This is a genomic window from Nonomuraea sp. NPDC003709, assembly GCF_040610775.1.
GTDB lineage: Bacteria > Actinomycetota > Actinomycetes > Streptosporangiales > Streptosporangiaceae > Nonomuraea > Nonomuraea angiospora_A.
In genome coordinates this window covers 245,428-267,925 of sequence record NZ_JBEXMW010000012.1, presented here as the reverse complement: position 1 = coordinate 267,925, position 22,498 = coordinate 245,428, and the positions used below count along the sequence as shown (strand labels likewise).

General features: G+C 72.1%; 19 protein-coding genes. 10 read left to right on the top strand and 9 right to left on the bottom strand.

Annotation, left to right across the window (positions count from 1 at the left end):
• The first annotated feature begins 83 nt into the window (after nucleotides 1-83).
• The gene (locus ABZX61_RS33670; RefSeq protein ID WP_350731640.1) at nucleotides 84-764 is read left to right on the top strand and encodes an ABC transporter ATP-binding protein; all 681 of its coding nucleotides are present in this window, start codon (nucleotides 84-86) and stop codon (nucleotides 762-764) included.
• Nucleotides 761-2,707 carry an ABC transporter permease gene (locus tag ABZX61_RS33665; RefSeq protein WP_355200147.1) on the top strand — a complete coding sequence of 649 codons (1,947 nt, stop codon included), beginning with the start codon at nucleotides 761-763 and terminating at the stop codon, nucleotides 2,705-2,707. Before ABZX61_RS33670 ends, ABZX61_RS33665 begins: the two co-directional genes overlap by 4 nt.
• A 48-nt stretch (nucleotides 2,708-2,755) precedes the next feature.
• On the opposite strand, the gene dnaE is transcribed toward ABZX61_RS33665, so the two are convergent.
• The 3 genes from dnaE to ABZX61_RS33650 form a co-directional block, all read right to left on the bottom strand.
• Nucleotides 2,756-6,415: a DNA polymerase III subunit alpha gene (gene dnaE, locus ABZX61_RS33660; RefSeq protein ID WP_355200146.1), complete on the bottom strand. Its 3,660-nt coding sequence runs from the start codon at nucleotides 6,413-6,415 to the stop codon at nucleotides 2,756-2,758.
• Entirely contained in the window at nucleotides 6,415-6,681 is a 267-nt protein-coding gene (locus ABZX61_RS33655; RefSeq protein WP_185067348.1) for a DUF6504 family protein, read from the bottom strand. The genes dnaE and ABZX61_RS33655 overlap by 1 nt, the downstream gene beginning before the upstream one ends.
• 79 nt (nucleotides 6,682-6,760) lie before the next feature.
• Nucleotides 6,761-7,507: a GntR family transcriptional regulator gene (locus tag ABZX61_RS33650; RefSeq protein ID WP_350731645.1), complete on the bottom strand. Its 747-nt coding sequence runs from the start codon at nucleotides 7,505-7,507 to the stop codon at nucleotides 6,761-6,763.
• Between the two features lie 110 nt (nucleotides 7,508-7,617).
• Between ABZX61_RS33650 and ABZX61_RS33645 the strand changes: the two genes are divergently transcribed.
• The 5 genes from ABZX61_RS33645 to ABZX61_RS33625 are packed head-to-tail and all read left to right on the top strand — an operon-like array spanning nucleotide 7,618 to nucleotide 12,268.
• The gene (locus ABZX61_RS33645; protein WP_350731647.1) at nucleotides 7,618-8,772 is read left to right on the top strand and encodes an ABC transporter substrate-binding protein; all 1,155 of its coding nucleotides are present in this window, start codon (nucleotides 7,618-7,620) and stop codon (nucleotides 8,770-8,772) included.
• Nucleotides 8,769-9,593, top strand: a complete 825-nt coding sequence (locus ABZX61_RS33640) for an ABC transporter permease subunit (protein ID WP_350731649.1) — start codon at nucleotides 8,769-8,771, stop codon at nucleotides 9,591-9,593. Before ABZX61_RS33645 ends, ABZX61_RS33640 begins: the two co-directional genes overlap by 4 nt.
• Nucleotides 9,581-10,423 carry an ABC transporter permease subunit gene (locus tag ABZX61_RS33635; RefSeq protein WP_350731651.1) on the top strand — a complete coding sequence of 281 codons (843 nt, stop codon included), beginning with the start codon at nucleotides 9,581-9,583 and terminating at the stop codon, nucleotides 10,421-10,423. Before ABZX61_RS33640 ends, ABZX61_RS33635 begins: the two co-directional genes overlap by 13 nt.
• Nucleotides 10,420-11,493, top strand: coding sequence for an ABC transporter ATP-binding protein (locus tag ABZX61_RS33630; protein WP_355200145.1), 1,074 nt, complete (start codon nucleotides 10,420-10,422; stop codon nucleotides 11,491-11,493). Before ABZX61_RS33635 ends, ABZX61_RS33630 begins: the two co-directional genes overlap by 4 nt.
• The gene (locus ABZX61_RS33625; RefSeq protein WP_355200144.1) at nucleotides 11,483-12,268 is read left to right on the top strand and encodes an HAD family phosphatase; all 786 of its coding nucleotides are present in this window, start codon (nucleotides 11,483-11,485) and stop codon (nucleotides 12,266-12,268) included. Before ABZX61_RS33630 ends, ABZX61_RS33625 begins: the two co-directional genes overlap by 11 nt.
• A 393-nt stretch (nucleotides 12,269-12,661) precedes the next feature.
• Here the strand turns inward: ABZX61_RS33625 and ABZX61_RS33620 are convergent, their stop codons facing one another.
• Both ABZX61_RS33620 and ABZX61_RS33615 read right to left on the bottom strand, forming a co-directional pair.
• Complete coding sequence (locus ABZX61_RS33620; RefSeq protein WP_355200143.1) at nucleotides 12,662-13,543, bottom strand: virginiamycin B lyase; 882 nt, start codon at nucleotides 13,541-13,543, stop codon at nucleotides 12,662-12,664.
• A gap of 32 nt (nucleotides 13,544-13,575) precedes the next feature.
• Complete coding sequence (locus ABZX61_RS33615) at nucleotides 13,576-15,522, bottom strand: ATP-binding cassette domain-containing protein (protein WP_355200142.1); 1,947 nt, start codon at nucleotides 15,520-15,522, stop codon at nucleotides 13,576-13,578.
• A gap of 136 nt (nucleotides 15,523-15,658) precedes the next feature.
• Here ABZX61_RS33615 and ABZX61_RS33610 point away from each other — a divergent pair, with 136 nt between their 5' ends.
• Nucleotides 15,659-16,246, top strand: a complete 588-nt coding sequence (locus tag ABZX61_RS33610; protein WP_350731659.1) for a TetR/AcrR family transcriptional regulator — start codon at nucleotides 15,659-15,661, stop codon at nucleotides 16,244-16,246.
• A gap of 171 nt (nucleotides 16,247-16,417) precedes the next feature.
• On the opposite strand, the gene ABZX61_RS33605 is transcribed toward ABZX61_RS33610, so the two are convergent.
• The gene (locus ABZX61_RS33605) at nucleotides 16,418-18,043 is read right to left on the bottom strand and encodes a serine/threonine-protein kinase (protein ID WP_355200141.1); all 1,626 of its coding nucleotides are present in this window, start codon (nucleotides 18,041-18,043) and stop codon (nucleotides 16,418-16,420) included.
• Between the two features lie 122 nt (nucleotides 18,044-18,165).
• Between ABZX61_RS33605 and ABZX61_RS33600 the strand changes: the two genes are divergently transcribed.
• Nucleotides 18,166-19,113, top strand: coding sequence for a quinone oxidoreductase (locus ABZX61_RS33600; protein WP_355200140.1), 948 nt, complete (start codon nucleotides 18,166-18,168; stop codon nucleotides 19,111-19,113).
• Nucleotides 19,114-19,117: 4 nt separating this feature from the next.
• Complete coding sequence (locus ABZX61_RS33595) at nucleotides 19,118-19,732, top strand: LysE family translocator (RefSeq protein WP_355200139.1); 615 nt, start codon at nucleotides 19,118-19,120, stop codon at nucleotides 19,730-19,732.
• Here the strand turns inward: ABZX61_RS33595 and ABZX61_RS33590 are convergent.
• The 3 genes from ABZX61_RS33590 to ABZX61_RS33580 are packed head-to-tail and all read right to left on the bottom strand — an operon-like array spanning nucleotide 19,722 to nucleotide 22,445.
• Complete coding sequence (locus ABZX61_RS33590; RefSeq protein WP_355200138.1) at nucleotides 19,722-20,765, bottom strand: helix-turn-helix domain-containing protein; 1,044 nt, start codon at nucleotides 20,763-20,765, stop codon at nucleotides 19,722-19,724. The two genes, ABZX61_RS33595 and ABZX61_RS33590, sit on opposite strands and share 11 nt — an antisense overlap.
• Complete coding sequence (locus ABZX61_RS33585) at nucleotides 20,765-21,556, bottom strand: ABC transporter permease subunit (protein ID WP_355200137.1); 792 nt, start codon at nucleotides 21,554-21,556, stop codon at nucleotides 20,765-20,767. Before ABZX61_RS33585 ends, ABZX61_RS33590 begins: the two co-directional genes overlap by 1 nt.
• On the bottom strand, nucleotides 21,546-22,445 hold the full coding sequence (locus ABZX61_RS33580; protein WP_355200136.1) for an ABC transporter ATP-binding protein: 900 nt from the start codon (nucleotides 22,443-22,445) through the stop codon (nucleotides 21,546-21,548). The genes ABZX61_RS33585 and ABZX61_RS33580 overlap by 11 nt, the downstream gene beginning before the upstream one ends.
• Between the last annotated feature and the right edge of the window lie 53 nt (nucleotides 22,446-22,498).

Genomic DNA, 22,498 nt, shown 5'->3' with positions numbered 1-22,498 from the left:
TCTAAGGATCGGCCGTTCGGCCGAGGCGGAAATGGTCGCACGGCCGATCCGCCGCACCCCCGCCCGCCGAGATTCTTTACGGCATGAACGACGTACTTGTTGGACGAACCCTGACCAAGAGGTTCGGGCAGACGGTCGCCCTGGGCGGCGTGGACATCACGGTACGGGCGGGCGAAGCCGTGGCGATCATGGGGCCGAGCGGTTCCGGCAAGTCGACGCTGCTGCACTGCCTGGCCGGGATCATGAAGCCGGACGCCGGAGAGGTGCACCTGCTCGGACAGCGCATCGACGCGATGGGCGAGCGGGAGCGCAGCGCGCTGCGCCGCACCCGCTTCGGCTTCGTCTTCCAGTTCGGCCAGCTCCTGCCCGAGCTGCCCGCCGAGGAGAACGTGGCCCTCCCGCTCATGCTGGGCGGGGTGCCGAGGGCCCAGGCGGTACGCCAGGCGCGCGAGTGGTTCGCGCCCCTCGGCCTGCACTCCCTGGAGGCCCGGCGGCCCGGTGAGCTGTCCGGCGGGCAGGCCCAGCGGGTGGCCATCGCCAGGGCGCTGGTCACCAAGCCGGCCGTGGTGTTCGCGGACGAGCCCACGGGGGCGCTCGACCAGCAGACCGGGCAGGACACGATGCGGCTGCTCGTCGAGGCGACCAGGCACAACGGCGCCTCGCTGATCGTCGTCACCCACGACCCGAACGTGGCCGGCTGGTGCGACCGCACGGTCGAGGTCCGCGACGGGCAGCTCCTCACGACGAGCGGGGCACGCGCGTGAACCTCGACCTGACCTGGCGGCTGCTCAAGGGCGGTGGCCGCAAGGGGATGCTGGGCACCTGGCTCACGCTGGGCGCCGTCGCCGTGTCCACGGCGCTGCTGCTGTTCGCCGTGGCCGCGAACTTCGCCTTCGAGGCCAGGAGCGACCGCGGCGCCTGGCGCAACCCGGTCCCGGCCAAGGAGAACGCTGTCGCGGTCGAGGCGGCCCGCTTCGACTTCGTCGGCGACCAGGCGATCACCGTCATCGACCTGGCCGCGCTCAAGGCCGGTGCCCCCGCGCCGCCCGGAATGCCACGCTTCCCCGCGCCGGGCGAGGTGTGGCTGTCCCCGGCGCTGGCCGAGCTGGCCAGGACGCTGCCGGCCGATCAGCTCGCCAGGCGTTACCCCGATCCGAAGGGCGTACTGGGCGACGAGGCGCTGGTCCACCCCGGCGAGCTGGTCGCGGTCGTCGGCCACGAGCCGGACGCGCCCGCGATGACGGCCGCGCGCAGCGACGACTGGATCATCGGCAAGGGCCCGGCCCGGGTGGCCGACCTCGCGGGCACGCCGTCGGAGGACTCCGAGGCCTACCGCGCGCTCACGCTCGTCGCGAGCGTGCTCATGGTGGTGCCGCTGCTGGTGTTCGGCGGCGCGGCGGCCAGGCTCACGGTCGCCCGGCGCGACCAGCGGCTGGCCGCGCTGAGGCTGGTGGGCGCGACGCCGGGCCAGGTGATCCGGATGACCGTGGCCGAGGCCGTGATCGTCGCGCTGGCGGGCGCGCTGCTCGGCGCCGTCGGCTACGCGGTCGCCGCACCGCTGCTGGCCCGCATCCCGATCGGGGGCGGTGCGTGGTTCGTCTCCGACCTGTTCCCCTCCCCGCTGATCCTGGCCGCGATGCTGGTCGCGGTGCCGCTGCTGGTGGGCCTGTCCGCGGTCGCGGGGCTGCGGCGGGTCGTGGTGAGCCCGCTCGGGGTGGCCAAGCGCGAGACGCCGCCCGGCATGAAGTTCGTCCGGGTCGTCGCCCTGCTGGCCGTGCTGGCCGTGTTCCCGCTGCTGACCAGGGGGACCAGCATCGCGATCGTGGCGGTGGCGCTCGGACTGGCGTTCCTGTGCATCAACCTGGCCGGCCCGTGGGTGGTCGGCGTCATCGGCCGCGTCACCGCCAAGAGCGCCCGGGCGCCCGCCCGGCTGCTGGCGGGCCGCCGGCTGGTCGACGATCCGCGCTCCGCCTGGCGTACGGTGAGCGGCGTCGCCCTGACCGGCTTCGTGGCGGGCTTCCTCGGGCTGCTCAGCCCGGGCGCGTTCGCCGGCGACCAGGAGCCCCCGCAGCTGCGGGTCTCCGCGCCCGCCGCCCAGGCGACGGCCGTCGCCGGCCAGGCCCGCGACCGGCTGCGGGCGGCCGGGATCACCGCGACGGTGAAGGTCACGGGGCGCTCCTCCGATCGGGTCGTGGCCGCCGCCCTGGGCAGCTCCGCCGACCCGGCCACGATCGACCGCGCCCGCACCGCGCTCGCCGGGCTCGTCCCCGGGCGCACCCCCACGACGGGGGACGACGACCGGCGGTTCGGCCTGCAGCTCCTGGCCGACGTCCGGGTGGGCACGATCGTGGTGCTGTCGGTGTCGTTCCTGGTCGCCATCGCCAGCTCGGGCATCACGGCGGCGTCGTCGGTGCTGGACCGGCGGCAGACGTACGGGCTGATGCGGCTGGCGGGGACGCCGCTGGAGGTCCTCGACCGGGCGCGGCGCGCGGAGACGCTCATCCCGCTGACCGTGATGGGCGGCGGGGCGATCCTGGTGGGGGCGTTCTGCGCGGTGCCGTTCATGATCGGTGCGATGAACGTGGTGGGCGTGGTCACGCTGGCGGGCTGCGTCGCCGTCGGCTTCGGCGGCGTGATCGCCGCGGGCGCCCTCAGCCGGCCCCTGCTCCGCTCGGTCACCGCCGACCCGGCCCCCCGCCCGGACTGACCCATCCGCGCCGCCGTACCCCGGTGGCGCGGCCGGTGGGTGGGGGGGTCAGGCCGCTGTGGGGCCGGAGCTGCCCGGGCTGGCGTGCCAGAGCTGCCGGGGCGGGTTGGCGACGGCCGGGCCGAGGTCGGAGTAGGGCGAGAGGCGGAAGCCGTTGGCGTACTCGATCTTGCGACCGCCGACCCCCGCGACCTGCTCCGGCGCCTGGGAGAGGAGGGCGCGGACCGCCTCGATGCCCTCCGCGCGCCAGAGCCGTTCGAGGTCGACGAGGTTCCAGCAGTCCACCGCGCGCATCGACACCGCCCGCGTCCCCGTGCGCCTGACCACCCCCCTGGCCAGCATGAGCCACGAGCCGAACACCGTGGCCGCGCACCGCCCCTGCACCGACTCGAAGAACGTCAGGTCGATCGGCCCCGTCGAGTCGTCGAGCGTGGTGAAGATGACCCGCTGCCCCGAGCGCACCGCCGGCGTCTGGGTCGCCACCTTGACCCCCGCGACCAGCACCTCCGCCCCGTTGCGCTGCTTCAGGAGATCTCTGGAACGTACCACTCCGAGCGCGTCGAGCAGCTCGTCGTGGAAGCTGATGACGTGGCGGCTGATGTCGATGCCCAGGATCTCCAGCTCGGCCTCGACCATCTCCGTCTCCGTCATCTCCGGCAGCTCCCCCGGCGGCAGGTGCTCGGTGAAGCCCAGCGGGAGCTGCACCGACGGCGGTTCCTCCACGCGGGCGGGTCGCGCGGTGTAACGCCGGGAGGCGCGCGGGCCCGACCGCACGCCGATCGACGAGGCCCGTTCGAGGGCCCCCACCTGGGCGATCAGGTCGCGCCGGGTCAGCACGCCCGGACGCCAGCGGGGCCCGCCCGGGTGCAGGTCGTGGAGCGCGTCCAGCCCGCCGACCTGGACGATCCGCTCGATGGTCGGCCGCGAGGGCCGGGCGCGGTCCCAGAAGTCGGCCAGCGACGTGTACGGCTGCCCGGCGACCATGCGTTCGACCTCGGCCTCGCTCACCCCCTTGACCGCCGAGAACGGCACCCGCAACGCGTACCCCTTGCCGATCTCCCCGACCTTGAACTCCCTGCGCACCGGGGAAGAAGCGCCCTCCAACGCGGCGGGCCGCACCCGAAGCCCCAGCCGCTCCACCCGCCAGTCCTTGCCCGACTTGTTGATGTCGAGCGCCAGGATCTTGACCCCGCACTGCCGGGCCTCGTCGATGATGACGCGCGGCGGGTACATGCCCGGCTCGTGCGTGAGCACCCCGGCGAAGAACGCCGCCGCGTGGTGCCGCTTGAGCCAGGCCGACTGGTACGTGGGCAGCGCGAACGCCGCCGCGTGCGCCTTGCAGAACCCGAAGGCCCCGAATGCGTCCAGCACCTGCCAGGCCCGCTCGACGGCCGTGTCGTCGAACCCGTTGGCCTTGGCCATGGGCACGAACGTCTTGCGCACCCGCTCCCGCCCCTCGGACGTGTCCAGCGTGCGCCGCAGCTTCTCGGCGAACGACAGGTCCCGCCCCGTCATCACCTCGATGATCCTGAGCACCTGCTCGTGGAACACCACGACGCCGTGCGTCTCCTTCAGCGCCTCCCGCAGCCTCTCGTGCGGGTAGTACGGCCGCCGCCACCCGTGCCTGGCCTCCAGATAGGGGGTGACCATGTCGGAGTTGACCGGGCCCGGCCTGAACAGCGAGATGTCCACGATCAGGTCGTGGAGGGTGCGCGGCTCCAGCTTGGCGACCAGCTCGCGCTGCCCCGGCGACTCGATCTGGAAGCAGCCGAGGGTGCGGCTGGCGCAGATCATGTCGTAGGTGTCCTGGTCGTCGTGCGGCACGTACTGGATGCCGGTGTCCTCGCCGCGCTGGGTGTCCAGCGCGACCACGACGTCGTCCACCCGCTTGATCTCGCTCAGCGCGTACGCCATCGCGGACTGCATCCGCACGCCCAGCACGTCGAGCTTGAGCAGCCCGGCCTCCTCCACGTCGTCCTTGTCGAACTGCGACATCGGGAAGTCCAGCAGGCTGCGCTCCACCGGCGTCCTGTCGTGCAGGCCCGCGTTGCCGATCAGCACGCCGCACGGGTGCATCGCGATGTGCCTGGGCAGGCCGTCGAGCCGCTCCGCCAGCCGGAACACCCGGTCGAGCCCCGCCTCGCCGAGCCGGCTGTCGCGCAGCTCGGGCAGGTCGTGCAGGGACGCGGTGATCTGCTTGGCCCTGATGTGCGGGAACGCCTTGGCGATGGCGTCGATCTCGTGCGGCGGCAGGCCCATCGCCCCGGCGACGTCGCGGATGGCGCTGCGCGCCCGGTAGGTCTCCATCATGGACACGCAGGCCACGCGGGCCTCGCCGTACCGCTCGAAGATGGCCTTGTAGCAGTCGAGGCGGCGGGCCGACTCCACGTCCACGTCGATGTCGGGCAGCCCGACGCGGCCCTCCGACAGGAAGCGCTCCATGAGCAGGGCATGGTCGAGGGGGTTCACCTCGCCGATGCCGATGAGGTAGTTGACCAGGCTGCCCGCGCCCGAACCGCGGATGGCGCAGCGGATGCCCATGCCGCGGATCATGTCCGTGATGCCGGCCACGGCGATGAAATATCCGGACAGGCGCTTGCGCTCGATGATGGCCATCTCGCCCCGGAGGCGCCGCCTGGCGTCGCCCGAGCGGTCGAGGCCGCGCGAGATCAGCCCGTCCTCCACCCGGTGGCGCAGCAGCGGCACCGGGTCGCGGCCGATCTCGGGCAGGTGCAGGTTGGGCGGGTCGCTGCGCAGCGCGAGCAGCTCCTCCGGATCCATCGAGCATGCCTCGGCCAGCCGCCTGGTCGTGATCAGCAGCCGCGACACCCGTTCCTGGTCCGCCCCGCAGACCTTGTTCGCCACCTGCCGCATCTCCTTGGTGCCCTTGAGGTAGGCGTGAGAGGTGGTGCGGTCGAGGTGGCGGGGGTGCAGCGGGACGAGCTGGCGGGCCGCGTCGAGCACGTCGCCGACCTGGTGGTCGACCGGGTCGAGGTAGCGCACCGCGTTGGTCAGCACGGCCGGCACGCCCATGGACTCGGCCAGCCCGAGCATGCGCACGGCCGTGGTGGCGTCGCGGTAGCCGTACTGGTCGACCAGCTCGATCACCACGCCCGGCACCGCGGCCCGCCAGAGGCCCAGCAGCATCCTGGCGTGCTCGTCGCGCCGCTCGGCCACCGCGCGGCCCACGTCGGACCTGGGGCCGAGCAGCACCACGAGGCCGTCCTCGGCGCCGAACCCGTGGTCGCCGCCGTGTCCGTCATCGCGCCCGCCGGCCCACTCCCCGATCAGCTCGCGGGTCACCTTGGGCGTGCCGCGCTCGCCCGCGTAATGCGCGGACGTGACCAGGCGGCACAGGCGGGACCAGCCCTTGGCGCGGGCCAGCACCGTGACGCGGTCCTCGGCGTCCGGCCCGGTCTTCGGCCCGGGCGCGCGGCGGCGGCCGGGCAGGTCCAGGCCGGGCACCCCGAACCCCGGCAGCGGGGGCAGGGCGTCGAGCGCCAGGTTGACGCCGAAGACCGCGGAGATCCGGGCCTCCGCGCACGCGTGGGCGTGCTTGATCGCGCCGTAGAGCCCGTCGCGGTCGGTCAGCGCGAGGATGTCCATCCCGTGCTCGACCGCCCGGCTCACCAGCGCCCGCGGAAAGGCCGTGCCGAAGCGCATGGAGTACGCGGAGCACACGCTGAGGTGCGGGAACGGCGCCGCCATCAGTCCCACGCCCTCAGCAGCAGCCAGGCGTTGCCGGCGGTGTCGTAACGCAACTCGTACGAGCCCACCTCGCGCCCCGGGCTGGCCTCCACCCGCCAGAACTTGCGTTCACCGGGATCACCCTCGCTGGTCTTCCACCACTCGCGCGCGACCACCCAGTGGTCGAGGACCCGGCGGACGAGATAGAGCCGGTCTCGCCAGACGAACTGGGTCGGCTCCCCGTCCCTGGTCCACACCTCTATCGGATCGCCATAGAGTCTGCTCAAGACGCTTCTCCCCGCGGCTCTGGTCGTTATGCTGAGCCACCCGGGGGAAGGCGGGCGCTTATATGTCGAACATATGTTCTCAGCGCCCCGAACGCAAGTCGCCGGCCTGTCTCACGAGAGGGTTGGCGCCGATCGAGTTGCGGATGCTGAAGGTCACGCTGCCCGGCCGGTAGCGGTCGTCCGAGGACTCCACCGGACGGCCCTCGTGCGTGGTCGTGACCCGGCGCTGGCGCAGGAGCGGGCTCCCCCGGCGCACCCCCAGCAAGCGGGCGTCCTCGGCGCCGGCGGACACCGCGTCGATGAGATGCTCGCCGTAGGCGAACACAAGGCCGATCGAGTCGTACAGAGCCTCGGTGACGGACTCGCAGTCGGCCGGGATCCGCTCGACGGCGGCGGCCACCCACTCGGCGTACACGGTGCGTTCGAGCAGGACGGGCTCACCCTCCAGCGAGCGCAGCCGCAGCACCTCCAGGACCTCGCCGGGGCCGAGCCTGGCGGACTCGGCGGCGCTCGCGGTCCGGCGGCGCTGGGTGATCACCTGGCCGCCGAAGCGGTAGCCGTTCGCGCGCGCCCACTGCGCGAAGCTGTGCAGCTCGGCGAAGCTCTGGCTGCGCGCCCTGCCGAGCACGATGCGCCTGGCCCCCTGCCGGGAGCCGAGCAGGCCTTCGGCGGCGAGCACGGCCACCGCCTGGCGCACGGTGCCGCGGGCCGCGCGGTAGCGTTCGGCCAGCTCAGCCTCGCTCGGGAGCTGCGAACCGACCGGGAGCGCACCGGAGACGATCTCGTTCCGAAGATCAGCGGCGATCAGTTCATAGCGCGCAACCATCAGCGACCCTTCCCATTCACGAAAGAGCAACATTCATGCGACTTACTGGTGCTCGCTTGTTTGTACAAGTTCCCTTAGGTTCCTTCCACATCCCCTGAAGTGGAGGCGTTGTGTTCACACCTCGCGCCCGTGCGGCCGGCGTTGCCGCAGCCCTTACCGTAGTCACCGCGGCGTGCGGCGCCGCGCCCGGCACCCAGCAGTCCACCGCGTCCTCCTCCTCCGCTCCGAACGCGGCCACCGCCACCTCGGCGGCGGACTTCGGCGGCCTCGACAAGCTCGTCGAGGCGGCCAAGAAGGAGGGAAATCTCCACGTCATCGCCCTTCCGCCCGACTGGGCGAACTACGGGGAGATCATCCAGAAGTTCCAGGCCAAGTACGGCATCAAGATCGAGAGCGAGACGCCCGACGCGGCCAGCGCCGACGAGATCAACGCGGTCAAGACGCGCAAGGGCCAGGACCGCGCCCCCGACGTGCTCGACCTCGGCCAGTCGTTCGCGATCAGCGGAGCCGGCGAGGGCCTGTTCGCTCCGTACAAGGTGCAGTCCTTCGACAAGATCCCCGAGGGGCAGAAGGAGAGCACCGGGCTCTGGGTCAACGACTACGGCGGCTACGTGTCCATCGGCTGCGACGCCAAGAAGATCGCCGCGTGCCCGACGAGCTTCGCCGACCTGCTCAAGCCCGAATACAAGGGCAAGGTCGCGATGAACGGCAACCCGACCAAGGCGGGCTCGGCCTTCGCCGGCGTGTACGCCGCCGCCCTCGCCAACGGCGGCTCGTTCGACGACATCCAGCCCGGCATCGACTTCTTCAAGAAGCTGAAGGACGCGGGCAACTACAACCCGGTGGAGACCACGCCCGCGACCATCGAGAAGGGCGAGACCCAGATCAGCATCGACTGGGACTACAACAACTCCGCCTACGCGCCCCAGATGGCCGCCAAGGGCCTCGACTGGAAGGTGAACATCCCCTCCGACGGCAAGTACTTCCAGATGTACGCCCAGGCCATCAACAAGGACGCCCCGCACCCGGCGGCCGCCAGGCTGTGGCAGGAGTACCTCTACAGCGCCGAGGGCCAGAACCTCTTCCTCAAGGGCTTCGCCCGCCCCGTCCTGCTGCCCTCGATGACCACCGACGGCACCGTGGACAAGGCCCTGGCGGAGAAGCTGCCGTCGGTGGAGGGCAACCCCACCTTCCCGACGAGCCAGCAGGTGGACGCGGCCAAGGCCAAGCTGGCCAGCGGCTGGGACGCCGCGATCTCGGGATGAACCGCTCCGGTTCGAAGGGCTGGCTGGGGGCGCTGCCGCTGCTGGCCTTCTTCGCGCTCGTCTTCGGCGTCCCCGCCATCGCGCTGGTGGCGGGGGCGTTCACGGCGCAGGGGCGGCCGAGCCTGGCGAACCTGTCGCAGAGCCTGCAGGGCGGCTACCTCGTCGCGATGCTCGGCAGCGTGAAGCTGTCCGCCGTGGTCGCCCTGCTGGGGGCCGTGCTGGGGACGTTCCTCGCGTACGCCGTCGTGACCTCACGCCTCACGTTCCTGCGCGAGGCCGTGCTGACGGCCTCCGGCGTGCTGGCCAACTTCGGCGGGGTGCCGCTGGCGTTCTTCTGGATCGCCACGCTCGGCAACTCCGGCGTGGTCAGCGGCCTGGTCGGGCTGCCGTCCGGCTCGCTCTACACGTTCTGGGGCCTGGTGGTGACCTACCTGTACTTCTCGATCCCGCTGATGGTGCTGGTCATGGCGCCGGCGCTGGACGGGCTGCGGCCGCAGTGGCGCGAGGCGGCGGCCAACAACGGGGCCACCGCCTGGCACTACTGGCGCTTCGTCGCGCTGCCGGTGCTGGCGCCGTCGATGCTGGGCGGGGTGGTGCTGCTCTTCGGGTCGGCCTTCTCCGCGTACGCCACCGCCAACGCCATGGTCGGGACCGTCGTCCCGCTCGTCACGTTGAAGATCGCCAGCGCGCTCACCGGCGACGTGCTGATCGGCTACGAGAACATCGCGCTGGCCCTCAGCCTCGACATGGTCGTGGTGGCCGGGCTCGTGATGGCGATCTACCTGCCTCTGCAGAAGAGGAGCTCCCGATGGCTGCACTGACCGGCCTGGAGCGCATCTCGGGTGGCTCCTCGCGCCCTCGCGTGTGGCGCGGCGCGGTGTTCCTGCTGGCGGCGGCCTACTTCCTGATCCCGCTCGGGGCCTCGCTCTGGTACACGATCTACACCCCGACCACGGGCGTGTCGTTCGCGGCCTACGGCGAGCTGCTGACGGCCGACGGGTTCGTGCGCTCGCTGCTGCTGTCGCTGTCCCTGGCCGTCGCCACGATCGTGCTGGTGCTGCTGCTGGCGTTGCCCGCGATGCTGGCCGTACGGCTCTTCGCGCCGCGGCTGCGCCCGCTGATGGAGGTGCTGTGCACGCTGCCCCTGGTGGTGCCGCCCATCACCTTCGTGGCCGGGATCGGCACGTCGCTGCGCACCGGGACGGACGTGCTGGCTCCGACGCCGTTCTGGGCCACGCTGATCGCGGTCCAGGACCCGGCGTTCCCCGTGGTGCTGGTGCTGGCGTACGTGGTGCTGGTGCTGCCGTTCGTGTACCGGTCGCTGGACGCGGGGCTGCGCGCGATGGACGTGCGGACGCTGGTGGAGGCGGCCCGCAACCTGGGCGCCTCGTGGCCGTACGTGCTGGTCAGGGTGGTCGTGCCGAACCTGCGCTCGGCCCTGGCCAGCGCGTCGTTCCTGACGCTGGCCCTCGTGCTGGGCGAGTACACCGTGGCCAGCCTGCTGGGGTACGAGCCGTTCGCGGTGTGGATCGTGACCGTCGCCGGCTCCAAGGGGCAGCTCTCGGTCGCGGTGTCCATCCTCAGCCTCCTGCTCATCTGGCTGCTGCTGCTCGCCGTGTCCTCGGCATTTGGTAAGGAGAAGGGGAAATGACCGCATCGGTGGAGTTCCGCGCGCTGCGAAGGGTGTTCGGTAAGACGGTCGCGCTGGACGGCTTCGACCTCATCGTCGCGCCCGGCGAGTTCGTCGCGCTGCTGGGGCCCTCGGGCTGCGGGAAGACGACCGCGCTGCGGTGCGTGGCCGGGTTCGAGCGGCCGGACTCGGGCGCGGTGCTCGTGGACGGCCGGGACATCACGGACGTACCGGCCAACAAGCGGGACGCGGGCATGGTCTTCCAGTCCTACTCCCTCTTCCCCAACCTGAACGCCCGCGACAACGTGGCCTTCGGCCTGCGCGTCCGCAAGGTGCCCGTGGCCACCAGGCGGAAGAAGGCGGACGAACTACTCGAACTGGTCGGCCTCCCCTCGCACGCCGACCGCTACCCGCACCAGCTCTCCGGCGGCCAGCAGCAACGCGTCGCCCTGGCCCGCGCGCTCGCCCTGGAACCGCGCGTCCTGCTGCTGGACGAGCCGCTGTCGGCGCTGGACGCGAAAGTACGCGTGTCGCTGCGCGAGGAGATCCGCCGTCTCCAGCTCGACCTGGGCATCACGACCATCTTCGTGACCCATGACCAGGAGGAGGCCCTGTCGATCGCGGACCAGGTGGCGGTGCTGCGCGACGGGCGGCTCGAACAGGTCGGCTCGCCCGCCGAGATCTACGACCGCCCGGCCACCGCCTTCGTGGCGGAGTTCGTCGGCACCATGAACCACCTCGCCGGCCAGGTCTCCGGTGACCAGGTCACGGTGCTCGGCCAGCTCCTGCCGGTCGACGGCGAGGTGCCCGCGGATCCGTCCGTGGACGTCCTGATCCGTCCGGAGGCCGTCAAGGTCGTCCCGGTCGAGGACGGTCCCGCCCACGTGCTCGCCGCCTCCTTCCGCGGCGCCTCGGTCCGCCTCCGGGTGGCGGTGGAGGGCGGGGAGGTCCTGGCCGACGTCCCCGGCCACGAGGCGGCCCGCCTCGCACCCGGAACGCGCGTCACCGTCCGCCTGGTGGACCGGCCCGTCCTGGTGGCGCCCCGCACGGTGACCGTCCCGGCCCCGGTCGTGGCGGCCGATGCGATCTGAGCACGCCGGCCCGGATGCCGTCCTGTTCGACATGGACGGCACCCTGGTCGACACCGAAGGGCTGTGGTGGCAGGCCACCGTCTCCATCGCCGCCTCCCTCGGCCGGCCGTTGGGGCCGGAGGACGTGCCGTACGTACTCGGCCGCACGGTCGAGGACGTGGCCGCCCACCTCCTCACCCCCGCTTCGGACACGCCACTCATGACCGAGGTGGCCGGACAGCCCACAGACGCCCCACTCACGACCGAGGCGGCCAAACAGCCCACAGACGCCCCGCCCACGACCGAGGCGGCCAGACAGCCCACAGACACCTCACTCACGACCGAGGCGGTCAGGCAGCCCACGGACGCCTCACTCACGACCGAGGTGGTCAGGCAGCTCACGGACGCCTTCGCCGACCTCATCGGGCAGGGCGTGAAGGTCACGCCGGGGGCGTCGGAGCTCCTGGCCGAGCTGGCCGCCACCGCCATCCCGACGGCCCTGGTCAGCGCCTCTCCCCGGACCATCGTGGAGCTGGTGCTGCCATGGCTCGGGCACACGTTCGACCTGGTGATCGCGAACGAGGACACGGCCCGCGGCAAGCCGTACCCGGACCCGTACCTGGAGGCGGCCCGCCGGCTCGGCACGACCCCCTCCCGCTGCGTCGCCGTCGAGGACAGCCCCACGGGCGTCGCCGCCGCCACGGCCGCGGGGTGCCGCGTCCTGGTGACGTCCCCGGAGAAGGGCCTGCCGTCGCTCACCCACCTCATGACCAACGCCCACCCACCAGAGGGCTGAGTGCTGGGCCTGAGGGTTGCCGATGAGGGGTGAGCGCTGAGGGCGGGCGCTGAGGGGCGGGTCGTGGGAGCCGAGGGCTTGGGGTGACGGGCCGGGTTGTGACGGGCCGGGTTGTGAAGCGCTGAGTGGCGAGGTGCTGAATGGTGACGGGCTGGGTTGTGACGGACCCCGGCCGGTGACGGGCCCGGCGAGGACACCGAGCCGGGGCGCTGGGCGCGAACCCCAGGCACGGACCCTGGACGCAGACCCTGGACGCCGAGCCGGGGCGCTGGGTCGGGGTGGGGGGTCGGGGCGCTGGGTCGGGGTGGGGGGTCGGGGTGGGGGGTCGGGGCGCTGGGTCGGGGTGGGGGGTGGCTGGTTGGTAGGTGAGGTTACTGAGGTGGTCGTGGTTCGTTAGTCGGTGCTGAAGCGGGCCAAAGCGCCCGCCTCCAGGGCCACCCAGATCGCCCCGTCCGGCCCGACCGTCAGCCCGTGCGGCTCGGCCTTTCGCGCGCCTTCGTCCCCCGCCTGCGGTCCGGTTGGGAGCGGGTACGAGTCGATGGTGCCGTCGGTGGTGATGCGGCCGAGGCGGTCGGCGGCCCACTCGGTGAACCAGAGGGCACCGTCGGGGCCGGTGACGATCGCGTGCGGCCGTGCGACCCGGTCGGGCAATGGGTACTCGGTGATCTTGCCGGCGGTGTCGATCCGCCCGACCTGACCAGCGCCGATCTCCACGAACCAGAGCGCGTCATCCGGCCCCAGCGTGATGCCCACCGGGGCGGCACCCTCCGTGGGGAGCGGGTGAACGGTCACCTCGCCTGCCAGCGAGATCCGCCCGATGGCGTTGCCCTGATTGATCGTGAACCAGAGCGCGTCATCCGGCCCCACCGTGATGAAGGCGGGCATACCGCCTTCCACCGGCACCTCGAACTCCGTCCGCTCCCCGCCGGGCCCGATGCGCCCGATCCGGCCGGTCTGCATCTGGGTGAACCACATGGCCCCGTCGGGCCCGGCGACGAGCCCGTACGGCGAGTCCGCCTCATGGGAGGTCACCTGCCCGTCGGCGGCGATCCGGGAGACCCGGCCGCCCTTGCCCTCCGCGAACCACATCGCCCCGTCCGGCCCCGGGGTGATAACCATCGGCTGCCCGTCGGCCGGATCGAGCTGATGAATCACCGGCTTCTGGCCCGGCACCATCCTGCCGACACGCCCTTCGTGGACGAGCGTGAACCAGAGCGCCCCATCCGGCCCGGTCGCGATGCCGTACGGCGCGCCCTCATCAATCCTGGTCAACATCTGCGGTCCTTCACTGGTCGATCCTGCACTGCTCAACATATGCGTCCTCCTGCCAGCGTGATCTCGGTCCCCCGGAAGCGCCGGATGAGGGCGCGGTCGTGCGACACCACGACGAGCCCGCCGCGGTAGTCGTCGAGTGCCTGCTCGATCTCCTCGGCCAGGACCGGCGAGAGGTGGTTGGTCGGCTCGTCGAGCAGGAGGAGGTCGTACTCCTGCGCCAGCAGCCGGGCCAGCGCCAGTCTGCGCTGCTGCCCGACCGACAGCGTGCCCACCTTCTGGTCGAGGGCTTGGGGCTTGAAGAGGCCGGTGCTCAGCAGAGCCGCACGCCGCTCGTCCGCATAGCTGTGGTCGTGGCCGTAGGCGTCCAGGACGGTCAGGTCGGGGTCGAACGTCACCTCCTGCGGCAGGTGGCCGACCCTTACCCGGGCGTGCTCGGCCAGGGTCTGGAGCAGCGTCGACTTGCCCGCGCCGTTGGCCCCGCGGACCAGCAGCCGGTCACCGGCTTCGACGGTCAGGGAGGGGACGTGCAACCGATCGCCGACCCGGACATCGCGCAGCTCCACAAGCACGCGAGCTTGGGCCCAGTCGTGCCCGACCGCATACCCGTGCCCAGCCGCATACCCGTGTCCGACGGCATGCTCGTCTCCGGCCGCCCGCTCGTCTCCGGCACGCTGGTGTCGGAGGCCGAGCTCACGTCCCGTATCAGGGGCGCATCGCACGCCGGCCACGCGTCCCGTAGCGGGCTCATGGATTGGAGCGGGTGCGTGTCCCAAAGCGGACGCACGGCTCGGAGCGGGCGCACGTCCCGGAGCGGACGCACGGCTCGGGGTGGGCGCATGGCTTGGAGCAGGCGCGCGTCCCGAAGCGGGCGCATGTCCCAGAGCCGGCGCATGGCTTGGGGTGGGCTCGTGGGTCGTATCAGGGGTGCGTTGTGTGCCGGGCCGGCGTTTCGGGGTGGGCTCCGGTGCTGCGTTGGGTGCAGGGCGGCCTGGGGCGGGGGTGCTGGGACTCGTTTCGTCGGTTTCCAGCGGGTCGGGGAGGGCCGGGGTGGGGGTGAAGGTGCCGTGGAAGCGGAGGGGGGCGGGTGGCCGAGGGACCGGGTCGGCCTCCAGTCGGCGCAGGCGCTCGTGTGCGTTGCGGACCCGGCTGGCCACCGAGCTCTGCACCCGCCCGGCGTTGCGGTCGTAGGCCATCTTGTTGTTGTCGCGCATCTGCCGCCCCGTGGCCACCCGGTGGGCGGTCGTGGCCGCGTAGTCGCGCACCTGCCGCACCTCCTCGCACCACGCCGCGTACGACTGCTCCCAACGGGCCCTGGCGGCGGCCTTGGCGGCCAGGAAGCCGGTGTAGCCACCGCCGAAGCGGGTGATCGCCCCGTGCTCGACCTCGAGCACGGCCGTGGCCACCCGGTCGAGGAAGACGCGGTCGTGGGAGACCACGACGACCGTGCCCCGGTGCTCGCGCAGCCGGGCTTCGAGCCAGGTCAGGGCCGACTCGTCGAGGTGGTTGGTCGGCTCGTCGAGCAGCAGGGCCCTGGGGGCGGCGGCCAGCACGCAGGCCAGGCCGAGGCGGGCGCGCTCCCCGCCCGACAGGCTGGACAGCGGCCGGTCGCGGCCCACGCGCGACAGCCCCAGCCCGTGGAACGCCTTGTCGACCCGCGCGTCGGCCTCGTAGCCGCCGCGCAGCTCGTACGCCGTCAGCAGCTCCCCGTACTCCGCCATGACGTCATCGGTGAGCGCCGACTCCAGCTCGCGGATCCGGCGCTCCATGGCGCGCAGGCCGGCCAGCGCGGCGTCGACGGCCTGCTGGACCGTGTGGCCGGGCGGCAGGTCGAGCGTCTGCCGGAGGTAGCCGGTGTCGTCGGCCAGCGTCACCTCGCCATCGTCGGGCCGCTCGACCCCGGCCAGCAGCCGCAGCAGCGTGGACTTGCCCGAGCCGTTCTCGCCGACGATGCCCACGCGCTCGCCGGGCTTCACGGACATGGACGCCTCAGCGAGGACGGCCCGCTCGCCGTATGACTTGGAAACCCCTCGAAGACTGATCAGGATGGAACTCCAATCGCAACCGTTGTAGCGTTAGTGTGCCATGCGGGAGACGCTAATGCAACTGGAGTAGTTTTTGGAGTCGAACAAGCGGCCGGGCGGGCGAAGCGCCCGGGTTCGGGACGCCGTACGGGAGGCCACCCTCGCCGAGCTGGCCGAGCACGGATACCGGGGCCTGACGGTGGAGAACGTGGCCGAGCGGTCAGGAGTGCACAAGACGACCGTCTACCGGCGCTGGGGCAGCGTCGCGGGGCTGATCTCCGACGCCCTGGAGCTGGCCAGGGACGAGCCGTGGCCCATTCCCGACACGGGCTCGATCGAGGGCGATCTGAGGGGCATCGTCCAGCTGGTGCGCAGCGGCTTCGACGACCCGGAGCTGGGGCCGGTGTCGTCGGCGTTCGTGGCGGCGGCCGTACAGGATCCCGACGCGGCGCGGGCGCTGCACGAGTTCTTCATGGCCCGGCACGAACAGTCGGCCGAGGTGGTGCGGCGGGCGGTCGCACGCGGCGAGTTGCCTGACGTCGTGGATGTCAGGGAAGTGATCAGGGTGGCCGTCGCGCCTGTTTACTACCGGTTGTTCGTGGCGCATGAGCCGGTCACCGAGCGGGACGCCGATCGTGCCGCCGACGCGGCGCTCGCCGCCGCCCGCGCCGGTGTTCTGTGAACTGCCACCCGTGCCGGTGCTCTATGAACCGCCGCCCGTGCTGCCGCCCGCGCCGGTGTGCGGCACTCGCCGCCGGCCATGCCGGTGCGCTGTGAGCCGCCGGCCATGCCGGTGCGCTGCGAACCGCCGCCCGCGCCGGCAAGAGCAGCCCGCGCCGGTGCCCCGGGAGGGTCAGGGGGTCTTCTGGCCGCGTAGTTCGAAGTCGTCGAACGTCGTCTTCAGCAGCGACGTCTCGTCCTTGGGCGTACGCGCGAACAACCCCACATACCCGTTCCCGAGCCCGTTCGGATCCTCCACCTGGTGCACCCGCCGATCGTTCACCCACATCGTCAGCCGCACCGCCGACCCGGTCTGCTCGCACGCCGCCACCACCCGGGCCTTGCCGGGCAGGCCGTCCACCTGCACCGGCTGAGCCAGCGTCCCGCCCGATCCGTCCACGATCCGCCGGATCCTGGCCTTCCCGGTCGTGTCGAGCGCGAACTCGTAGTACGTGTCGTCATCGTCCATGTTGTGGCAGTACACGCCGTACTCGCCGCTCCCGACCGACTTCTTGACCTCGGCGGTGACGGCGACGACGACGGACGAGGGCAACATCGGCGTGGGCGTGGCCGACGGGTCGGGCGTGTTGGTCGGCGTGGCGATGAGGAAGGGTATGGGCGCCTTCGCCCACCGCTCCTCGGACCCCTTCTCCACGTCCAGCCCGTACGTCCCGTCCGTCCGGTAGCCGTAGCTGGCCGTCTCGTCCGGGTCGTAGACGCCGTTCCAGCCGCCGGAGGTCTGCGTGAAGTCCTCGCGGTAGAGAACGCTCATGTCGGGCGGCCCGCTGGGGCTGAACACCGCCCACGCGGCCACCGAGCCCGCCACGAGCACCGCCGCGGCCGCCGCCGCGACGCCCGCGATCAGCTTGGCGCGGTTGCCCTTGGGCTTCTGCTGGACGGACGTGTACGGCACCGTGGCCTGCTGCCAGGCCACCTGTACGGTATGCGCCGCCTGTTCGGGCCCGGCCGACCGCCCGACGAGCTGGTCGAGCAGCTGCTGCGCGCTGGGCCGCGCGGCCGGGTCCTTCCGCAGCGCGGCCCCGACCAGCTCGCGCAGGCCGGGCTCGACCTCGCTGAGATCCGGCTCGGTGTTGAGCACCTGGTAGACGATCGAGGGCAGCGTGTCGCCGCCGAAGGGCGCCCTGCCGCTGGCGGCGAACGCGACCAGGCATCCCCACGAGAAGACGTCGCAGGCCGGGGACACAGGTTCGCCCCGCAGCACCTCGGGAGCCATGTAGCGGGGCGTGCCCACCAGCTCGCCGGTGCCCGTGACGCCTCCGAGCGTGTCGAGCGCCCGCGCGATGCCGAAGTCGATCACGCGCGGGCCGACGGGCGACAGCAGCACGTTCGACGGCTTGAGGTCCCTGTGCACCACACCGGCACCGTGGATGGCGGTCAGCGCGGTGGCCACGCCGACGGCCAGCGCGTCGAGGCTGGAGCCGCGCAGGGGGCCCGACTGGCGTACGGCGGCCTCGAGGTTCGGGCCGGGCACGTATTCGGTGACGACATAGAGCTGGTCGCCGTCGAGCGCGGCCTCGATCACCGCGGCCGTGCAGAACCTGCGCACCCTCTGGGCGGCGTCCGCCTCCCTGCGGAACCGCATGCGGAACTGCTCGTGCTGGGTCAGCTCCGGGTTGATCACTTTGACGGCGACCCGCTGCCCAGCCGGATCCTCGGCGAGATGGACCGTGCCCATGCCGCCCCGACCCAGCACGCTAAGCAACCTGTAGCGCCCGATGTGGGAGGTTTCACCGCTCACGGCGCGCTAGCTTACCGACACGCCGCACACCGCGCAGGGCCGAGCACGCCACGTATTCGCCACCTGGGGGAAAGCCGGACCCGGGTGGCATTCCCCCGCACGTACGGAGTTGACTAGGCGTCATGCATGCCATCATCGTCTCCGCCCCTGGCGGTCCTGAGGTTCTCGAATACGTGGAGCGGCCCGATCCCGTCCCCGGCGAGGGGGAGATCGTGGTCGACGTCGCGGCCAGCGGGGTCAACTTCATCGACATCTACCACCGCTCCGGCGCGTACCCGCTCGACCTGCCCACTCCCATCGGCTCCGAGGGCGCGGGCACGGTCTCGGCCGTCGGGCCCGGGGTGCAAGGGGTGGCCGTGGGCGACACCGTGGCCTGGGCCAACGTCCTGGGCAGCTACGCCGAGAAGGCGGTGGTCCCGGCCGACCGGGCCGTGCCCGTGCCCGACGGCGTCCCGGCCGACGTGGCCGCGGCGGCGATGCTCCAGGGGATGACCGCCCACTACCTCACCCACTCCACCCACGAGGTGCGGGAGGGCGACGAGGTGCTCGTCCACGCCGGAGCCGGCGGCATGGGGCAGCTGCTCATCCAGCTGGCCAAGCTCAGGGGCGCCAAGGTCCACACCACCGTCTCCACCAGCGAGAAGGAGAAGCTGGCCAGGGAGGCCGGCGCCGACGAGGTGCTGCGGTACGACGACTTCGCCGAGGCGCTGCGGGACAGGATCGACGTGGTGTACGACGGCGTCGGCAAGGCCACGTTCGAGGGCGGGCTCGACGCGCTGCGGCCGCGCGGCCTCATGGCCCTGTACGGCGCCGCCAGTGGCCCGGTGCCGCCGATCGACCCCCAGATCCTCAACCGCAAGGGCTCGCTCTTCCTGACCAGGCCCACGCTCGTCCACTACATAGCCGAGCGCGAGGAGCTGCTGCGGCGCGCCTCCGACCTGTTCGGCTGGATCAAGTCGGGACAGCTCACCATCAACATCTCGCACCGCTACCCGCTGTCCGAGGCGCACCAGGCGCACGAGGACCTGGCGGCCCGCCGGACGACAGGAAAACTGCTCCTCATACCCTGACGCCATGGACATCGCAGGATCAATCTGGTCGTTCGCCGCCGTAGTGGCACTGCTCACGCTCACCCCCGGCCTCGACACGGCTCTGATCCTGCGTACGTCCTTGCTGGCGAGCAGGCGAGCGGCCTGGGGCGTGACGCTCGGCATCCAGCTCGGCACGCTCACGTGGGGCGTGCTCACCGCGGCCGGGCTGTCGGCGCTGCTGGCCGCCTCGCGGCTCGGCTACGAGATCCTGCGCTGGGCCGGCGTGGCGTACCTGGTGTGGATGGGCCTGCGCATGCTCCTGGCCAAGACCGCGCCCCACGACGAGCCGGAGCAGGCGGTGCGGTTCGGGGGCGGGTTCCGGCGCGGGCTGGTCACGAACCTGCTCAACCCCAAGGTCGGGGCGTTCTACGTGGCCATGCTGCCGCATTTCATCCCGGACGGGGCGCCGCACGCGGTCATGGGGTTGGTGCTGGCCGGCGTGCACGTGGCCGAGGGGCTGCTGTGGAGCGCGGCGCTGATCGGGTTCGCTTCGCTGGTGGGCGGCTTCCTGCGGACGCCCGCCGTACGCCGCTTCCTCGACCGCCTGACCGGCGTGGTCATCGTCGGCTTCGGCATCCGCCTCGCCGTCACCGACTGAGGCCGAAGCCGGGGCTCGTGGGCCAGCCCAGCAGACGGGCCCCGAGCACGGCGGTCTCCAGGGTGAAGCGCTGCGTCGGGTCGTCCGGCGAGAAGCCGGTCAGACGGCGGATGCGCTCCAGCCGGTACGTGACCGCCCGCGGGCTCAGCCCCAGCCGCCGGGCCGCGGCCGTCTGGTTGCCGTGCGAGGCGAAGACGGCCTCCAGCGTCTCCAGCAGCGGCTCGTGCCCGCCCCGCGCCCCCAGCAGCGGGCTCAGCACGCTGGTCACGAGGTCCTCGATCGCGCCCCTGTCGCGCAGCAGCACGGGGAAGACGAGCAGGTCGGCCGCCTTGACCACGTCGGCCCTGAGCCCCAGCCCGTCGGCCAGCTCCAGGGCCTGCGCCGCCTCCCGGTAGGAGGCCACCACGCCGCCGGGGCCGCGCTGCGGCCGTCCCACCGCGACCCGCCACCCGGCCGGGAAGCGGGCGCGTACGTGATGGGTGAACTCTCCCACCGCGGCCGGCAGCGTCGCCGGGGCCACGCACACCAGCAGCCCGTCGCGCACGGCCACGAGCACGTTGTGCGAGCCGAACCGGGCGATCAGGTCCCGTTCGATGCGGTCCTGGTCGCCGTCGCGCATGCCGCGGGCCACGGCCACCACGTACGACCCCGCCAGCCGCAGCCCGAAGTGCTCGGCCCGCTCCGCCAGCCGCTCGGCCCGCCCCTGGAGCAGGTCGTCCACGAACTCCCGCCAGGCCTGCTCCTCCTCGCGGATGGCGGCGAGCTGCGCCCTCTCGTACCCCTCCATCAGCGCGGAGACCGCCTTGCGCAGCGCGGGCAGCGCTTCCGGCAGCCCCTCGCCGGCGGCGAGCGCGCCGTCCACCAGCACCCGCAGCGGCACCCCCAGCGTGGCGGCGCGCCTGCCCGCCGCGCGGTAGGCGTCGAGCGCCTCGCGGGAGGGTAAGCGGCCGGTCGCGGCGTGCTCGGCCAGCACCCGCCGATGCCCGCCGAGCAGGTCGGCGAGCAGGTCGGCGGGCAGCTCGGAGATCGCCATCACACTCCTACGTCACGCCTGTCGAAGGAGAGCACCGCGGTGAGCGCGAGCACGGCCGTCGCCCCCGCCAGCACAAGGTAGTCCCCGACCGGCAGCCCCTCATAGAGCGGCCGGCCCTCGGCGTAGTAGTGGAACGGCGAGACCCACTTCAGCCAGGAGATGGCGTCGATGTTCCGGCCGATCGTGACCACGACGTAGCCGGCCACCACCCACACCCCGACCACGGCGGAGGCGATCGACCTGCGCCCGGTGGCCGCGCCGACCGCCAGCCCCATCGTCCCGAACAGCAGCCCGACCAGGAGCACCCCGAGGTGCGCGGCCAGGATCCGGTCGAACGGCACCCCCATCTCCACGACCTCGCTCATCGCCCACATGGCGAGCAGCGTCACGACGGCCAGCACGAGCATCGCGACCGCCAGCGCGGCGAACCTGTCCAGCACCAGCCGCCGCCGGTCCACCGGCAGCGTGACGACCAGCTCCAGCGTGCCCGACTCCTCCGGCTGCGCGATCGCCCGGTTGGCCAGGAGCGTCGCGAACACGATGAACAGCATGGGGACGAAGAGCTGGTAGACGACCGTCTGCAGGTAGCCGGCGCTGGAGGCGAAGTCCCCGAGCCCGCCCATCAGGTCCTTGAGCGGCCCGGGGAACTTGGCCATGGCCATGGAGTCGTAGGTCTCGGGGTTCAGCTTGACGTTGGCGTACGCGCCCAGATAGACGCCCATGAAAGCGCTGATGCCCAGGCACCACCAGATGAGCGACCGCCGGTTGTCGCGCAGGCTCTTAGCGATCATGGTGCCGCTCCTCGTCGCTGTAGTAGGTCAGGAAGATCTCCTCCAGGTCCGGTTCCGCGCTCACCATGTGCACCACGGTGAAGGCGGCCGCCGCCTTGATCAGCGCGTCCGGGCGGCCGTCGATCGTGCAGCGCACGCCGGCACCCTCCACGCGCAGATCGCGCACGCCGGGCAGGTTCTCGAACGCCGCTCGCGGCACGGGCGCGTCGAAGTGCAGCTCGACCCGGCGCACCGCCTTCTCGCGCAGCGCCGCCACGTCCTCCACGGCCACCAGGCGCCCGTCCCGTACGATTCCGACCCGGTCCGAGACGTTCTCGACCTCGGCGAGCACGTGCGAGGACATCAGCACGGTTCGCCCGGACTGGCGCACCTCCCTGACCATGGCCAGGAACTCGTGCTGCACCAGCGGATCCAACCCGCCCGTCGGCTCGTCCAGGATGAGGAACTCCGGCTCGTGCATGAACGCCTGGATCAGCCCGACCTTCTGCTTGTTGCCCTTGGAGAGCTTGCGCATCTGCACCGACAGGTCGGCCTCGAGGCGCTCGGCCAGGGCTTCGATGCGCGTGTCCGGCACGCCGCCGCGCATCCTGCCGAGGAAGCGCAGGTAGTCCCTGGCCCGTTCGCGGCCCTCCAGCGCCAGCTCGCCCGGCAGGTAGCCGATCCTGGAGCGGGTCGCGGCCTCGCGCGGGTCGGCGCCGAGGACGCGTACCGTGCCCCGGGTGGGCCTGATCACGTCGAGCAGTAACCGGAGCGTGGTCGTCTTGCCTGCGCCGTTCGGCCCGAGATACCCGAAGATCTCCCCCGGCTGGATCTCCAGCGTGAGATCTTCCAGGCCGCGGCGCCTGCCGTAATACTTGGTCAGCCCTTCGGCCTGCACCACTGCTGTCATGGCCGAATCGTCCCGCCGCGCGGGACCTCCGTCACCGGACGGGTCCGGCAGCG

What these genes read in the sequence shown, in the direction of transcription:
- ABZX61_RS33670 (WP_350731640.1), top strand. Translation starts at nt 84, where the DNA reads ATGAACGACGTACTTGTTGGACGAACCCTGACCAAGAGGTTCGGGCAG.
- dnaE (WP_355200146.1), bottom strand. Translation starts at nt 6,415, where the DNA reads ATGGCGGCGCCGTTCCCGCACCTCAGCGTGTGCTCCGCGTACTCCATG.
- ABZX61_RS33650 (WP_350731645.1), bottom strand. Translation starts at nt 7,507, where the DNA reads ATGGTTGCGCGCTATGAACTGATCGCCGCTGATCTTCGGAACGAGATC.
- ABZX61_RS33640 (WP_350731649.1), top strand. Translation starts at nt 8,769, where the DNA reads ATGAACCGCTCCGGTTCGAAGGGCTGGCTGGGGGCGCTGCCGCTGCTG.
- ABZX61_RS33635 (WP_350731651.1), top strand. Translation starts at nt 9,581, where the DNA reads ATGGCTGCACTGACCGGCCTGGAGCGCATCTCGGGTGGCTCCTCGCGC.
- ABZX61_RS33630 (WP_355200145.1), top strand. Translation starts at nt 10,420, where the DNA reads ATGACCGCATCGGTGGAGTTCCGCGCGCTGCGAAGGGTGTTCGGTAAG.
- ABZX61_RS33625 (WP_355200144.1), top strand. Translation starts at nt 11,483, where the DNA reads ATGCGATCTGAGCACGCCGGCCCGGATGCCGTCCTGTTCGACATGGAC.
- ABZX61_RS33620 (WP_355200143.1), bottom strand. Translation starts at nt 13,543, where the DNA reads ATGTTGACCAGGATTGATGAGGGCGCGCCGTACGGCATCGCGACCGGG.
- ABZX61_RS33615 (WP_355200142.1), bottom strand. Translation starts at nt 15,522, where the DNA reads ATGTCCGTGAAGCCCGGCGAGCGCGTGGGCATCGTCGGCGAGAACGGC.
- ABZX61_RS33600 (WP_355200140.1), top strand. Translation starts at nt 18,166, where the DNA reads ATGCATGCCATCATCGTCTCCGCCCCTGGCGGTCCTGAGGTTCTCGAA.
- ABZX61_RS33595 (WP_355200139.1), top strand. Translation starts at nt 19,118, where the DNA reads ATGGACATCGCAGGATCAATCTGGTCGTTCGCCGCCGTAGTGGCACTG.
- ABZX61_RS33590 (WP_355200138.1), bottom strand. Translation starts at nt 20,765, where the DNA reads ATGGCGATCTCCGAGCTGCCCGCCGACCTGCTCGCCGACCTGCTCGGC.
- ABZX61_RS33585 (WP_355200137.1), bottom strand. Translation starts at nt 21,556, where the DNA reads ATGATCGCTAAGAGCCTGCGCGACAACCGGCGGTCGCTCATCTGGTGG.
- ABZX61_RS33580 (WP_355200136.1), bottom strand. Translation starts at nt 22,445, where the DNA reads ATGACAGCAGTGGTGCAGGCCGAAGGGCTGACCAAGTATTACGGCAGG.